General features: G+C 44.4%; 12 protein-coding genes. 10 read left to right on the top strand and 2 right to left on the bottom strand.

The window, feature by feature from the left end:
• Positions 1 to 146: 146 nt before the first annotated feature.
• Together asnB and DN068_RS04040 are read right to left on the bottom strand one after the other, a co-directional pair.
• Positions 147 to 2,039: an asparagine synthase (glutamine-hydrolyzing) gene (asnB, locus tag DN068_RS04045; RefSeq protein ID WP_110997613.1), complete on the bottom strand. Its 1,893-nt coding sequence runs from the start codon at positions 2,037 to 2,039 to the stop codon at positions 147 to 149.
• Positions 2,039 to 3,166 carry a glycosyltransferase gene (locus tag DN068_RS04040; protein ID WP_110997612.1) on the bottom strand — a complete coding sequence of 376 codons (1,128 nt, stop codon included), beginning with the start codon at positions 3,164 to 3,166 and terminating at the stop codon, positions 2,039 to 2,041. The genes asnB and DN068_RS04040 overlap by 1 nt, the downstream gene beginning before the upstream one ends.
• A 120-nt stretch (positions 3,167 to 3,286) precedes the next feature.
• Between DN068_RS04040 and DN068_RS04035 the strand changes: the two genes are divergently transcribed.
• From DN068_RS04035 to DN068_RS03990, 10 genes are all read left to right on the top strand, one after another.
• Positions 3,287 to 4,795, top strand: coding sequence for an MATE family efflux transporter (locus DN068_RS04035; RefSeq protein ID WP_110997611.1), 1,509 nt, complete (start codon positions 3,287 to 3,289; stop codon positions 4,793 to 4,795).
• A gap of 367 nt (positions 4,796 to 5,162) precedes the next feature.
• Positions 5,163 to 5,516, top strand: a complete 354-nt coding sequence (gene queD, locus DN068_RS04030; protein WP_110997610.1) for a 6-carboxytetrahydropterin synthase QueD — start codon at positions 5,163 to 5,165, stop codon at positions 5,514 to 5,516.
• Between the two features lie 126 nt (positions 5,517 to 5,642).
• Entirely contained in the window at positions 5,643 to 6,386 is a 744-nt protein-coding gene (locus tag DN068_RS04025) for a DUF3289 family protein (protein WP_110997609.1), read from the top strand.
• Positions 6,380 to 6,814, top strand: coding sequence for a hypothetical protein (locus DN068_RS04020; RefSeq protein WP_110997608.1), 435 nt, complete (start codon positions 6,380 to 6,382; stop codon positions 6,812 to 6,814). Before DN068_RS04025 ends, DN068_RS04020 begins: the two co-directional genes overlap by 7 nt.
• A gap of 153 nt (positions 6,815 to 6,967) precedes the next feature.
• Complete coding sequence (locus DN068_RS04015; protein ID WP_110997607.1) at positions 6,968 to 8,356, top strand: dicarboxylate/amino acid:cation symporter; 1,389 nt, start codon at positions 6,968 to 6,970, stop codon at positions 8,354 to 8,356.
• 121 nt (positions 8,357 to 8,477) lie between these two features.
• On the top strand, positions 8,478 to 9,170 hold the full coding sequence (locus DN068_RS04010) for a DedA family protein (protein WP_110997606.1): 693 nt from the start codon (positions 8,478 to 8,480) through the stop codon (positions 9,168 to 9,170).
• Between the two features lie 2 nt (positions 9,171 to 9,172).
• Positions 9,173 to 10,417, top strand: a complete 1,245-nt coding sequence (locus DN068_RS04005; protein ID WP_110997605.1) for an MFS transporter — start codon at positions 9,173 to 9,175, stop codon at positions 10,415 to 10,417.
• The gene (locus DN068_RS04000) at positions 10,417 to 11,751 is read left to right on the top strand and encodes a hypothetical protein (protein ID WP_110997604.1); all 1,335 of its coding nucleotides are present in this window, start codon (positions 10,417 to 10,419) and stop codon (positions 11,749 to 11,751) included. The genes DN068_RS04005 and DN068_RS04000 overlap by 1 nt, the downstream gene beginning before the upstream one ends.
• Before the next feature lie 660 nt (positions 11,752 to 12,411).
• Positions 12,412 to 13,020 (top strand): thioredoxin family protein, encoded by a 609-nt coding sequence (locus DN068_RS03995; protein ID WP_110997603.1) that lies wholly within the window; start codon positions 12,412 to 12,414, stop codon positions 13,018 to 13,020.
• A 292-nt stretch (positions 13,021 to 13,312) separates the two neighbouring features.
• The gene (locus DN068_RS03990; RefSeq protein ID WP_110997602.1) at positions 13,313 to 13,981 is read left to right on the top strand and encodes a succinate dehydrogenase cytochrome b subunit; all 669 of its coding nucleotides are present in this window, start codon (positions 13,313 to 13,315) and stop codon (positions 13,979 to 13,981) included.
• The last annotated feature ends 8 nt before the right edge of the window (positions 13,982 to 13,989 follow it).

Here is a 13,989-nt window from a genome sequence, read left to right as displayed (position 1 = left end):
GGGGTAAATTTAATGAATGTGCGGAATGTGTGTAAATGTGGTCAATGTGTTTAATGTGGGGAATGTGAAAATGGCATGTGACAAATGTGTTTAAATGTAGTGAATGTGTTTTTTCGTGTAGCACCACATTTTTCAGATTTCGCACATTAAACACATTTTGTAGAGAATTGCTGTAACCAAGAATCTATCGCCAACAGCGACCAGATGGCATAAGCGCCGTCTGTGGTGCCGGAGGCGGTATCGCTGATGAGTTTTTTCACGGCACTGGGTTCAAAAATACCAGACCGAAGAAGGGTTTCTTCACTTAATCTTTCGCCAACCATTTCTTTCATCTCATTATTTACCCATTGTCGGATCGGTGCGCCAAAGCCGGTTTTGGGACGGTAAATAATCTCATGGGGCAGATAGCGTTCGGCCAGTTTTTTTAGAATATATTTAGTCTCCTTGCCTTTCAGTTTAAGGGAAGGCGGCATTTTCGCGGCCAGCGCAATAATGTGTGTGTCGAGGAAAGGAACCCGGATTTCTACACCTGCAGCCATTCCCATTTTATCGGTGTAGTTCAGATTCTGATCGGGAAGAAAACTGTGTAGCTCCCAATACAGCATTTGATTGAGCGGCGATTGCTCGGCCGGAATTTCTTTTAGCAAATCCAGGAAAAATACGTCCAGGTCGGGTAGTGAGCTGCGCAGCTCCGTCCTGAATAATTCTTTTGTCTGCATTTGCGGCAACCAATAATAATAACTTGTTCTGCGTTGCAAAGGCGTTTGGCCAGGTTGTAGTAATTTTTGTACGCGTCTGGTTTGTGCATTTTGCGGCAGCAGTCTTGCAATAGTTTTAATCCCTTTCTGTACGGGCGTCGGAATTTTAGAAAGATATTTTTCCAGATGCAAAGCCAGATGCCTTTTGTAGCCTGCAAACACATCATCGGCGCCGGTGCCGCCTAATAAAACTTTGATTCCTTTTTCTCGGGCAGCGGTTGCAATTTGTTGCACAAATAAGGATGCGGGATCGGTTTGCGGTTCGTCCAGCTGCCAGATCATCTGATCGAAGTTCTTGAGCACATCGGAATCCGCAGGAATGACCTGCAACGGAACATTCAGCCATTTGGCCACTTTCTGTGCGTAAGGCAGGTCATCATCAAAACCTTCTTCTTTGAATAGATGACCCGTATCAATAGTGAAGGCCTGCAGTGGGAGGCCCGGTTGTAATTTTTTTGCGATAGCTAAAATTAAGCTTGAATCCAGTCCGCCCGAAAGAAAATAACCGACCGGAACGTCTGACAGCAATTGTTGTTTTACGGCGTTTGTGAGTTGTTTGTCCAGTTCGTCCAGCCATTCTTTTTCTGAAAGCGGCTCGTACTGGCCGTTAAACGGTGCGCGGTAAAAGGTTTTTTCTTCTTTGATTTTTCCCGAAGCAGTATCGATAACCAAATAATGACCGGGTAATAATTTATGGATATGCCGGAATGGTGTTACGGTACCAGGACTGTAAAGAAGCGATAAATAGCGGTAAAACGCTGTCTGGTCGAGGCTGTAGTTTAATGGCAGGTGCAGCAGACTTTTCAGTTCTGAAGCGAACAGAAAAGATTCGCCGTCGGTGTAATAATAGAGTGGTTTTACGCCAAGTGGATCACGGACTACCCAAAGTTCCTGTTTGCTTTTATTGTAAAGTGCAAACGCAAAAATGCCGTTCAGTCGCGACAGGCATTCTTTTCCGTAAGCGATATAGGCTTTGAGCAAGGTTTCTGTATCGGACTGTGAGCGGAACGAAAACCCTTTCCGCTGAAGATCTTCACGCAACGCAGCATTATTGTAGAGTTCGCCGTTGTAGACGAGCACATAATTTTCATCTTCGCTGACCATCGGCTGGTGGCCACGTTCCGAAACATCTTGAATGGATAGTCGTCGATGTCCGAGCCACAGATCGCCATCACGATACATACCCATATCGTCCGGACCGCGATGGGCCATTTTTTCGAGACAAGCCGCAGCTTGTGCATCGGTCAGGTTTTTATGTATGCTTCCAGCAATGCCGCACATTACTCAAACCTATCAATAATTTCTGAGAAAGATTGCGCTACGCGTTGCCAGTCGGGCATTTCGTCCAGTATTTCATGGCCTTTTCCAACTTTTGCAATGATTGCTTCGGGCTGCGCAAATGCGTCAGTGATGGTGCGTAAGATAGAACGGGCATCCAGCGGATTGAAATAAAACGCTGCGTCTTTGCAGAGATGCGTGGCGAAATCAAAACGGCTGGTAAATATTGGTTTGCCTGATTTCATTGCTTCCAGGTAAGTGCCCGAAAATGACTCCAGCAGCGTAGGAAAGAGTAGTCCGTCGTAATAATGGAAGGTCTGTTCAATCTCGGCCAGCGGCACATGTCCACGATTTTTAACGACATCCGCCAGTTGTTCTTTCTGAATGGTTTCCAGGAAGGCTGCCGTATCTTTTGATTCGTTTGCGTCCAGCGTAAGCGTAATCGTGATGTTTTGCTTTTGTTGTTTTATTTCTTTCGCCAGCGGCAACAGGATCTCGAAATTTTTATGCGCATAGTATTTGCTTAGCACCAGCAAACGAATGCCGTCGTTTTTCGCTGTTCCGATATTGTCATTTCCAGAAGAAGAATGCGCAATGGCATTCGGAACAATGGAAACTTTTTCCGGATCGATGTCAAAAAGCCTGCAAAGCCGTTCTTTCATTACAGCCGTTTGCACGGCATAAGCGCTGGCAAATTTGAGGTGTTTGGCGGTATACGCATTCATCATCCGGTTGTAAGTAAATTGCCTGATGTTCATTCTGCTCCAGGCGGGCGATTCCGGATAGAAAAGAAAAGCATTTTGTATCAATAGCAACTGTGTTATGCCTGGCGATGGAAATGCAATGTTGCCCAGACTGATGATTTTATCGGCATTCGCCTGCTTCGCCCATTTTTCAAAAACTGAACGATTGTAATAATACTTGCTGATGCGGGAATAATGAAAACGGTCCGGTACGAATATCAGCTGCACATTGGGCGTTTGCGCCAGTGATTCATAACCTGCGCCATTTGGCACTACAATCGTAATCTGATCGTTTTTCCGCAACGGCAATAATGCCTGCAATAGCTGCTGGGTAAATGTAATGCCACCGCCAAAGCGCAGATTGGATGCGTTGAAAAACAAATTCACGGGTAGTGCTTTTTAAATAATACTGCAAAGTCGTAAAATAGATCGTGGCCACAAAGAGTTTCAGAACGCATCGTATATTTAGGCGAGGAAATTTATGGACCATCAAACGCTGCATAGCCTATGAATAGCCGGAAAAGCATTGTAAAAGGTTCTTTCTGGGCAGGCCTCCGTTATGTAATGGTGTTTCTGAAAAGTATTCTGCTGCTGCCATTGATTCTTAGTTTTTGTGGCACTGATTTCTACACTTCCTGGATATTGCTTAATGCCGCGAATGCCTTACTGCTCGGCTTTTATGATGCTTACATCCGCTATGTTGCCAATCACTACAATCTTTATTTTTACGAAAACAAAGAAAAAGCCGGGTTTGTACTTGGGAGCGGCATCCGGTTTGCGTTGGCGATGAGTGTGGTCATCAGTGCGGGGTGTGCAATATTGCTTTTGCTTTTCCCTGGTGCTACTGCCTGGGTTTTTAAAACTTCGGCAGCGGTGGTTCAGGCGCAACATTTAAGTGTCGTGTTGTTTTCGTTTGCCGTTGGAAATATTTTAATGAGCCTGCTGCGGTTTTTCTATGCATTCAACGAGCCCGTCGGTAATCTCTGGAAGAACTTCCGGTACGAGGTCATTTTTAGTGTGTTTGAATTGCTGGTTTTACTGTTGAGTATCGTTTTTATTAAAGATTTTGCCAGCGTTATTTTGTGGAATTGCGCGGTGTATCTTGTCACTGCTATAATTTATATAGGCTTGGCGGTCCTTCGTCGCCCGGAAGCTTTTCTGCTGATCAGACAAGGCACTTATACAGAAGGCCGGAAGCAGTTTGCCGGGTCGATTCCCTTCATTGTTAATAATTTTATTGAAAAGCTGGCGACCGATTCTTATGCGCTGGTGCTTTCCTGGTTTTATTACCCACTGGCTGCAATACGTCAATTGGTTTCTGTTCGCACCATGACGAATGCCGCGTTGAGCGGAATCAATGTGTTTCAAACCGTGTTTGTGCCCAAAATGCAGGAATTTCAAACCAGGGGAAACAAAACACGGTTATTGTATCTCTTCCGTCTGATCTGGATGTTTGCGGCGGTGATTATGGGCGTGGCGGTGATTTTGTGCTATCCGCTGCTGGAACGTGTTTACCTGATCTGGAGCCGTAACAAGATTGAATGGAACGGCGTTGCTTTTGCCGGTTTGTTTATCGCCCTGCTGCTCACTTTGTTTGGTAATCTGATGTTGTTTTATCTGAAAATGATCAATAAAACACGTCCGGTTCTCATTGCCACAGCTACGAAAACGGTCTGTTTGCTTGGTTTGTTATGGATATTGCCGGTTAGTTTGCTTAATAGTATTCTGGCACTGGCTGGGGCGGAGATATGGGTAGGTATTTTGCTGTATCCATTCCTCCTTGCAAGGCTTTGGCAGGAAAATGGCCGCACACAGCTCCGGCTGCTTTATTCTTTTGTTCCCTTTCTGATTATTGCGGTTACTGTTCTTTGCTACCTGAAATGGGGCTATTCGCTGCCGCTGGCAATTGGTGGGTTTGTGGTGTTTGGTGGAGTCGTTGGGACGCAGGCGTTCAGATGGCTGCCAAATTCAAAAGTTAATTCCATTGATAGTGAACAGTTGACGGTTGACAGTTGACAGTTGCTCCGGTCGGGAGACCGGTTTCCACTTCGACAAAGTCTGGAGACTTTGCCGAACGCAGGGTCTACCTTATATTGAACAAGGTCCACCTTGTAAATCAGTAGGTCCACCTAGTTGTTGAACAAGGTTCACCTGGTAAATCAGTAGGTCTACCTAGTTACTGAACAAGGTCCACCTGGTAAATCAGTAAGTCCACCTAGTTGTTGAACTAGGTCGACTTCGTAAATCAGTAAGTCCACCTAGTTGTTGGACAAGGTCCGCCTGGTAAATCAGTAAGTCGACCTAGTTGTTGAACTAGGTCGACCTCGTAAATCGGTAGGTCCTCTCTTAAATAATGAGTATTTTTGCGGCGCAAATTGTTTTCATGCTTATATATAGAGAAATTACCTTTGATTCAGCCCATTTTCTACCGAATGTTCCGGAAGGACATAAATGCCGTCATATGCACGGGCATACATATCGCCTGAAAGTGTTTATTGAAGGGCCACTGACGAAAGAAGGCTGGGTAATTGACTTTAAGGACATGAAGGAAGCGATGATGCCGATTATAGATGTGGTAGATCATAAAGTATTAAACGACATTCCCGGTCTGGAAAATCCGACTTGTGAGCTGCTGGCGGTTTGGTTATGGGATCAGCTGAAACCCGTTTTGCCGGGTCTGAAGAAAGTGGAGCTCAACGAGACGCCGACTTCCGGTGCGATTTATGAGGGAGTTTGATCGATATGTGTTTTGTTGGCTAGCAAGCACTTAATTATTGCAAAATCAATGTTTTGATATACCTTCCCCGCCGGCTTCCATTATCGGGGCTTATTTTTAATAAAACAATTTTTATTAAAAACTACAATGGGGTACCAACTAACATTTTGGAAAAAACTGGTGAAATCCGATACCGACAAATATTATGATGCGGTCGGGCAGATACCAAACGATTGGCGGTACAATGACTATCCGCCAATACATGGGCTGGATCTGGTGCAGACCATGAAAAAAACAGATCAGGAGCTAAAAGACGATTTGTGGGCCCTGATATCGTGGACCTCTACAGGCAATTTGCAAGTAATAGCCAGTCATGCTTTTAGGCAATTTACTTGCCGAATGGGTGGCAAATTTTCAGACAACGAACTGACCAATATTGTAAAAAATGACGACAATACAGTTGCGTGGGTATCAAAATTTAAGAATGATTTTGATAAAGAGTTACAAAATGCCAAAGGAAATATTGATAAGGTTATCATGAGGGCGCCGTCGCGCCCTGTGTTTGACGACATGGGGTCGCGCATAGGGGGGCTGGGCATCTTAATACACCAGGTATGGGCCTATGAAGTGTGGCTAACCAAATTTTCGGTTGATCCTAAAAATGGTATGTACACTGGCAACTTGGAAATAAGATTTTACGATCATTTTGGGCTAGATGGGGAAGATGTGATGAAAGGTAATAAAAGATGGTTGCAACCCTACGGCAGCGAAGATGGTTTTAAGGCCTGGTGGGTGCTGCAGCACTACCGCGGCTACCCTCCATTACTGACGGAAATAATATTTAATACCCCGATTTTTGGCAAAATAAGGATCAACCAACACGCATGGTAAGAACATTCCTTTTATTGACCTTGATCGGCGGCTTGGTGGCCTGCCGCCGCGAGCCTATGCATATATACCCGCTCGCGCCATATGTGACATCTGTTTATGTGGAGGGTGTTGAGCGGATGCGGGAATATTATGTAGTGGAAAACTATCATGGAGATACTGCGGCGCTACGGCAGTATTTGGATAAATTTGTAGCTACGGTAATCAAAGACAAGCCGCAAAAACACGACCAGTTTTATCTGTACATATACCAATCTTCGGGCAACGCCAATAAAAATACGTCGAATACCGGCCATATAGAACCTGAGTTTGACTATGTACATGATTTAATAGCAGATCGCACCTGGGGGCATATACCATCAAACCGTGAACTTCATGATGCAGGTTGGTCGTTCTATGAAGATGGTAAGTTTCTGCTGCCTCAAAATTGAATTTACAAGCGATACCGTTAAAAGTAAATAGGCCATGAGCTTTCACTTTTGTTTGTTCGATTACATGAGCAGCTTAAGCTTTATGTTTTAAGCTTTGGAACCTAGGCTTTATTGAATCTCAAATGGATTATCTTGCGGCATTAATCGTTCCGAATGTTAGCCACCGCACCTGTTCCTAAAAAGAACCGTCTTACCTTATATATATTCATTGCCCTAATGCTGGGCATTGGTCTCGGTTTTGTTTTCAACAATTCTTATGTGAAAGACGAAAATGATCGCATCGCTGTTCTGGCAACGAATATTGATCATTTGCAGAAGCAACAGGAATTGATTAAAGACACAACAGCTGTGGCTTACCTTGATTTCGGGAAACAAATCAGCGCAGCAAAAGCAGAGAAAACCAAACTGACGAAATCGGTAGACCATAAAATGGAACCGTTTTCCCTGCTGGCCGATGTATTTCTGCGTCTGATCAAAATGATTGTGGCACCGCTTGTGTTTACAACATTAGTAGTGGGTGTAGCCAAGCTGGGCGATATTAAAGCAGTTGGCCGGATTGGTGGTAAGACTTTGCTGTGGTTTGCGAGTGCCTCATTAATGAGTTTGCTGTTAGGGATGATATTGGTGAATGTTTTCAAACCAGGAATGTCTATGCATCTGGAATTACCGGATGTCAATGCGGAAACCGGTGTGCAGAAAGCGGCGATGTCGCTGAAAACGTTCCTGTACCACGTGTTTCCGTCTAGTGTTATCGAAGCCATGGCGAACAATGAAATTTTACAGATCGTTGTGTTTGCGCTTTTCTTTGGGGTAGCTACCGCGGCTATTGGTGAAAAAGGACAAGTGGTGGTTAAGCTCTTTGACGCCATAGCAGATGTTATTCTTACCGTTACCGGTTACATTATGAAATTAGCCCCGATTGCTGTTTTTGGTGCTATGACAGCCGTAATTGCGAAAGAGGGCGGTGGCATTCTGAAAACCTATTCCATCTTTATTGGTGAATTTTACTTTGGATTATTGCTATTGTGGCTTTGCATCTGTGGTATCGGATCGCTGTTTATCGGTAAGCGCATATTTCCTTTGCTCAGCGGGGTCAAAGAACCTGCTTTGCTGGCCTTTAGTACCAGCAGCAGTGAAGCAGCCTTTCCGAAAACCATGCAAATGCTGGAGCGCTTCGGCTGTCCTAACAAAATCGTAAGTTTCGTTTTGCCGCTGGGTTATTCCTTTAACCTCGACGGTTCTATGATGTATATGACCTTTGCTTCCATCTTTATCGCGCAGTCGTATGGTATTCACCTGCCGTTTGGTACTCAGATCAGCATGTTGCTGGTGTTGATGCTCAGCAGTAAAGGTATTGCGGGTGTACCGCGTGCTTCGCTGGTAGTAATAGCGGGTACACTGGCGAGCTTTAATATCCCTGAAGCTGGCATTGCATTGCTGCTTGGCATTGATCCGCTGTTAGATATGGGCAGAAGTGCTACCAATGTGCTGGGAAACAGTGTGGCGACAGCGGTAGTAAGTAAATGGGAGAAAACGCTTTAAGTATCAGGTATCAAGCTGTTTTACGATACGGTTTTAGGCTTTAGGCCTTAAGCTTTATGCTTTCATCTTTAAGCTTTTTTATCGGTTTAATTATCTATTTTCACGGCCCGAATACAATAAGATGCACGAAATAATTAATTTCATCAAGGAACTTTTAGACGCGGAAAAACTGGCTGCATTAGTAACTCTTTACGGAGGCCTTTATTTAGTAGCGTTAGTCATATTTGCAGAAACCGGTTTGTTTGTTGGTTTCTTCCTGCCCGGCGATTCTCTGTTGTTTGTTACAGGTTTGATGATTGCGAATTCCAAAAGTCCGTTTGGCAACGATGCTGCCAATCTTCTGTACTGGCTCGCTATAATTAGTGCTGCTGGGATATTAGGTAATATGGTAGGGTATTGGTTCGGTCGTAAGACAGGGCATATTTTGTTTGATCGGAGAGATACCTGGCTGTTTAAGCAGAAACACCTGAAGCAGGCGCATGATTTTTACGAAAAAAGAGGCGGTTCAGCCATCATTCTGGCCCGCTTCCTGCCGATTGTACGCACGTTCGCGCCGATTGTGGCCGGTGTGGTCAAAATGGAACGTAAAACTTTCTTCATTTATAATGTTATTGGCTGTGTGGCCTGGGTTGCGAGCATGGTGCTGAGTGGTTATTTCCTGGGTGAAAACGAATGGGTAAAACACAATTTCGAAAAGATTGTGATCGGTCTGATCGTAGTGACTACCGGTCCGGTTCTGTTCAAAATGTTTTTCGGCAAAAAGAAGCATGATTTAGTCGCAGAAGGTACACCTGAAGACACGCTTCAACCGTAATCATGGAGCATACCAAGACTATTGCTGCGGATAAAAAAGTTGTCGCGCTATTCAGTATTCCCGTTTTAGTAGCTGCATTAGGCTATTTCGTTGATATTTATGATTTGCTGCTCTTCGGCATTATCCGCATAAAAAGCCTGCGTGATCTGGGCCTGAGCGAGGAAGCGATCAATATAAAAGGAACGGCCATTCTCAACTACCAGATGTTTGGGTTGCTGATTGGCGGTATTATCTGGGGCGTGCTCGGCGATAAGAAAGGTCGTCTGAGTGTGCTGTTCGGTTCTATTCTTCTGTATTCTGTAGCCAATATTTGCAACGGTTTAGTGCATACCATCGAGCAATATTCCTGGTGTCGCTTTATTGCCGGCATTGGTCTGGCGGGTGAACTCGGTGCGGGTATTACGCTTGTGAGCGAATTGCTTCCTAAAGAAAAGCGTGGCATTGCTACATCAATGGTGGCGGGTATCGGTTTGAGCGGAGCTATCCTGGCTTATTTCATTGCGAAAACATTTTCCTGGCAAACCTGTTATTTTATCGGTGGTGGATTAGGACTTTGTCTGCTGCTGTTGCGCGTGTCTGTTTTTGAATCGGGCATGTTTAAAGATATTCAGCATGCAGAGGTGAAGAAAGGTAATTTCTTCATGTTCTTTTCCAATGGCAAGCGGCTCAAAAAATACCTTTGTTCTATTTTGATCGGGCTACCGACCTGGTATGTAATCGGTATTCTGATTACGTTCAGTAATAAATTCGCTAAAGAGTTCGGTATTACGGAAGCGGTAGATCCGGGGAAGGCGATTATGCTGGCGTACGTGGCCATTTCTATTGGTGATGTACTTATCGGTTTTGTCAGCCATTGGCTGAAAAGCCGTAAAAAAGCCTTGTTTATTTTCTACGGAATTACTGCCATTGCGATTGCCATGTTCTTTAATCTGAAAGGAGGCACCGCCAGCCAGCTATACTGGATAGCGATGCTGTTGGGCTTCGGTACCGGCTTCTGGGCTATTTTCGTAACAATGGCAGCCGAGCAGTTTGGTACTAATCTTCGTGCGACTGCCGCTACAACGGTTCCTAACATGGTGCGCGGTTCGCTACCGCTGATGAGCTTGCTGTTTCAGACGTTACAACCGGGTCAGGGTTATGTGCCGGCGGCCATTATAACAGGTATTATTGTGATGGTGGTTTCTATTGTTGCGGCCTTAATGACAGAAGAAACATTCGGTAAAGACCTCAATTTCCTCGAATACTAATGAAGCAAAAGATTATTGGCAACTGGCCGGTATTGCTTTGTGTGTTACTTTTCGGTGTCAACGTTTTTGCATGCTATCCGGGGTTCATTTCACCCGATACGATTGATCAGTATCATCAGGCACTGACCGGTGTATATGACGACTGGCATCCACCAGTCATGGCGTTGCTCTGGCATTGCTTTATGTTCGTGCAAAAAGGTACAGGGCCCATGCTGTTGTTTCAGCTAGCCATGCTCTGGACTGCCTGTGCGATTTTAATGTCTTGCTTTCGCAATAACGTTATCAAGCTGTTTGTCCTTCTTTTTTGTTGTTCGCCAATCGTGCAAAATTTCGCCGGGTATATCGTGAAAGATGTGCACATGGCGTTTTCCTGGCTGCTGGCAATATCAATTATCTTAAGAGCTATTGTACAAGAGCGCAAACTTTCGAAGCCGGAAGTTGTGGCCGTTCTGGTTTTGCTTTTATATGGAACCTGGGTTCGGATTAATGCGCTGCCGGGTGTTTTGCCATTATTATATCTTTTAGTTCGCCAGCAATTTCCGCTTCTGAAGGAAATAAAAAAAGCGGGGTTGTCGGTGGCGGGTTGTCTCGCTTTACTGGTGATCATGTCTGGTGTTCAGAATCTGGTCATTAAACCAGAAGCAACCCATCCCGAGAATAAATTGTTTCTGCAAGATCTCTCGGGCATATTTGTGCATACCAACCAGAATGTGTTTCCTGATTTTATGTACGATCCGGATGCTAATTTCGATACTGCCTATATCCGTACGCATTTTACCACTGCAACATTTGACGATATATGGGCGAGAAATATGATCGTAGACGGAGATAGCGTGGCAGTTCTAAAACATAGCTGGCAAAAGGCAGTAAAGGAAAACTTCCCGTTGTATCTGCGAAACCGCTACGATGGTTTTCTTTATTTTCTTCGCATCAAAAACAGACCGAATGTAAAGCTGACCTATTATTGGTTTTTCGCGACACCTAATCAATTTCAGTTTGCTGTCCGGCATAATGGTTTGCTGGATGCCATGGAACGGTCTGTTAAACTGCAGGCAAATTTCATTTATATGAAGCCGTGGTTTTGGCTATTGGTGAATGTGCTTCTGTTTCCACTGGCTTTTCGGATGAAACGCGGCAAAATGCAGCTCCCGTTTCTGATGTTATTGATTTCTTCCTTGTTTTATCTGCTCCCGCAATTTTTCATTTACCAGATCGATACTGATTTCCGGTATTTTTATTGGAATTGTGTGGCTGTTTCGCTGGCGGCGATTTTGTTGGTGAATGGTCAATGGGCAAAGGTGAAAGATGAAACGTCAAAAGTCAAAAATGCGTGAATGGTCAATGGGCAATGGTGAATAGCGTGCAACCCTTCCTTCGTGCCAATGACACACTTAAGCTTAAAGCACAAAGGCTTCCCACAACATTAAAGTTTCCCGCAAAGACGCATTGCTTCGTTCCTCGCAAGGACGGGAGCAAAGATGCAAAGCTTACATTAAAAACAAATGGTGCAATAAAATGAATTGTTGCGTCGTTCACCTCAGGGCTCTTAGCCTGGCAGCACAGTAGCACTGAAGTTGATCGAGCGACCGCCTAAACCACGGAGTGATCTGGTTTAGGCCGCCTTTTTTGCCCTACTTTTTTTGCGGAAAAAAAGTAGGAGAAGAACGATTCGAAGTTTGCTAGAACTACTACTGTCTAATCAAGGTGTCATTCCCTTTTGATTATGGGCACCATATAATTGGTCAAGGTGATCAACGCGGTAACAGTCTGTTACCAATCATCGAGCCTCGAACCTCGCCTCATATGCTTGCAAGGAACGAAGCAATGCATCTTTGTGGAAACCTAAATAAATGCCCGGCACATTTGAATACTCGCGCAAAGAAGCCCCTTCAGGGTATGGGGTATTGATATTGTATAAGTATCTCTTATCCTATCTTAATGTTTGGCCATTTAGTATGTGCTAACTTTGCGGCGACCCAAACAAGGAGCAAGTAATGAATCATTTTAGTAAAGCAACTCAGTATTATAACTACGCTGAATTCCTGCATCTTATCGAAACATTGATGGCCGAAGGGAAAACTACCGGCAATAATCAGAGCGAGCAATATCAGTTTTATACCAAACTTAATTTTCAGCGGATGCAGCGCTGGAATAAAACATTTCATTTGACCGAATCATTCGCAGAGCAGCTGAAAAACCAACCGCAACAAACCTGGTGGGTAATCACCGAAGGCTGGTGTGGCGACAGCGCACAAAATCTGCCGGGTATCGCGAAAATGGCCGCTGCTTCCGAAGGAAAGATTGAACTGCGCATCGTTTTGCGTGACGAACATCCCGAAATTATGGACCAGTACCTGACAAATGGCAGTCGCAGCATTCCAAAACTGGTGTCGCTGGATCTGGATGGTAATGAAGTATTTCAATGGGGACCGCGTCCTGCAACAGCACAGGAATTAATGATGGCCTGGAAAAAGAATCCTGAGGGGAAAGATTTTGAGACTTTTGAAAAGGAATTACATACCTGGTATACGCAAAATAAAGGCATCGAATTACAAGGAGAAATAGCGGCGCTGATGCCGGTGAAAATAATGGCTACGCTTTAGGTGTCGGGTAGATTTTCATCGTGAAATCTATGTTGTTTCACCTGAAAATAACTCCGTGATAAAAATCACTAATGGCTGTAAGTGAATGCCGGCAAGTCACCATTTTTTATGAAAGAAGGTATATAATTAACCTTCAAGCGTTTGGTGAAAGGCTTTATTTACGGCCATTTATCGATAATTTCCGGAAGATAATTTCAAAAAAGGGAATTTTTAGGTTTGAGGTTGTAAATTCGGCTATTATCTTTGCAGAGATTTTACAAAACAGTTACAATTCTAATACTGTCCCACTGTTATGAACTGGAAACAAGCATTCACATCTTCCATCGGTAAAAAGCTAGTAATGAGCTTGACCGGTATTTTCCTGATTACGTTCCTGATTGTACACTGCTATATCAATGCCCAGATCTTCTGGATGGATGGCGGCGTAAAATTCACCGAAGCAGGTCACTTCATGGCTACGAACCCGGTAATCCGCTTTGTGGAGATCGGCCTTTTCGTACTTCTGTTCCTGCACATTATTCAGGGGCTGATGCTTTGGTCTCAGAACAAAAGCAAACGTAATACCCGCTACGCAGTGAGCGCCGGAAATCATACAAGTAAGTGGTACAGCCGCTCTATGGGTCTGCTTGGCACACTCATCCTGCTGTTCCTCTGCATGCACCTGTATCATTTCTGGATTCCTAACCGTTATCAGCAGACGTTCGGTTCAGGTGAAATTGACCTGTTCGGTAAAATGCAGGCGGTATTCTCAAATCCAGCTGTGGTAGTCGTGTATGTCCTTGGTTGTATCGCTTTGGGTTATCACCTGGTACACGGTTTCTACAGCGCATTCCAAACGCTGGGTCTGGGTACACACCGTTATAAGAAAATGATTCGTAACATCGGTATTGCGTTCTCGATCATCGTTCCGCTGATCTTTGCACTGATGCCGATCGGTTTCATGGCAAACCTGATTCATTAATCATTTTT

It is taken from the genome of Taibaiella soli, from assembly GCF_003236175.1.
Taxonomy (GTDB): domain Bacteria; phylum Bacteroidota; class Bacteroidia; order Chitinophagales; family Chitinophagaceae; genus QKTW01.
Note: the sequence above shows the minus strand (reverse complement) of the source record. Positions and strands in the feature narration are given on the sequence as shown.

Bases quoted from the DNA above. Each gene is read 5' to 3' on its own strand.
- DN068_RS04035 (WP_110997611.1), top strand. From the start codon at position 3,287: ATGAATAGCCGGAAAAGCATTGTAAAAGGTTCTTTCTGGGCAGGCCTC.
- asnB (WP_110997613.1), bottom strand. From the start codon at position 2,039: ATGTGCGGCATTGCTGGAAGCATACATAAAAACCTGACCGATGCACAA.
- DN068_RS04000 (WP_110997604.1), top strand. From the start codon at position 10,417: ATGAAGCAAAAGATTATTGGCAACTGGCCGGTATTGCTTTGTGTGTTA.
- DN068_RS03990 (WP_110997602.1), top strand. From the start codon at position 13,313: ATGAACTGGAAACAAGCATTCACATCTTCCATCGGTAAAAAGCTAGTA.
- DN068_RS04015 (WP_110997607.1), top strand. From the start codon at position 6,968: ATGTTAGCCACCGCACCTGTTCCTAAAAAGAACCGTCTTACCTTATAT.
- DN068_RS03995 (WP_110997603.1), top strand. From the start codon at position 12,412: ATGAATCATTTTAGTAAAGCAACTCAGTATTATAACTACGCTGAATTC.
- DN068_RS04005 (WP_110997605.1), top strand. From the start codon at position 9,173: ATGGAGCATACCAAGACTATTGCTGCGGATAAAAAAGTTGTCGCGCTA.
- DN068_RS04025 (WP_110997609.1), top strand. From the start codon at position 5,643: ATGGGGTACCAACTAACATTTTGGAAAAAACTGGTGAAATCCGATACC.
- queD (WP_110997610.1), top strand. From the start codon at position 5,163: ATGCTTATATATAGAGAAATTACCTTTGATTCAGCCCATTTTCTACCG.
- DN068_RS04010 (WP_110997606.1), top strand. From the start codon at position 8,478: ATGCACGAAATAATTAATTTCATCAAGGAACTTTTAGACGCGGAAAAA.
- DN068_RS04020 (WP_110997608.1), top strand. From the start codon at position 6,380: ATGGTAAGAACATTCCTTTTATTGACCTTGATCGGCGGCTTGGTGGCC.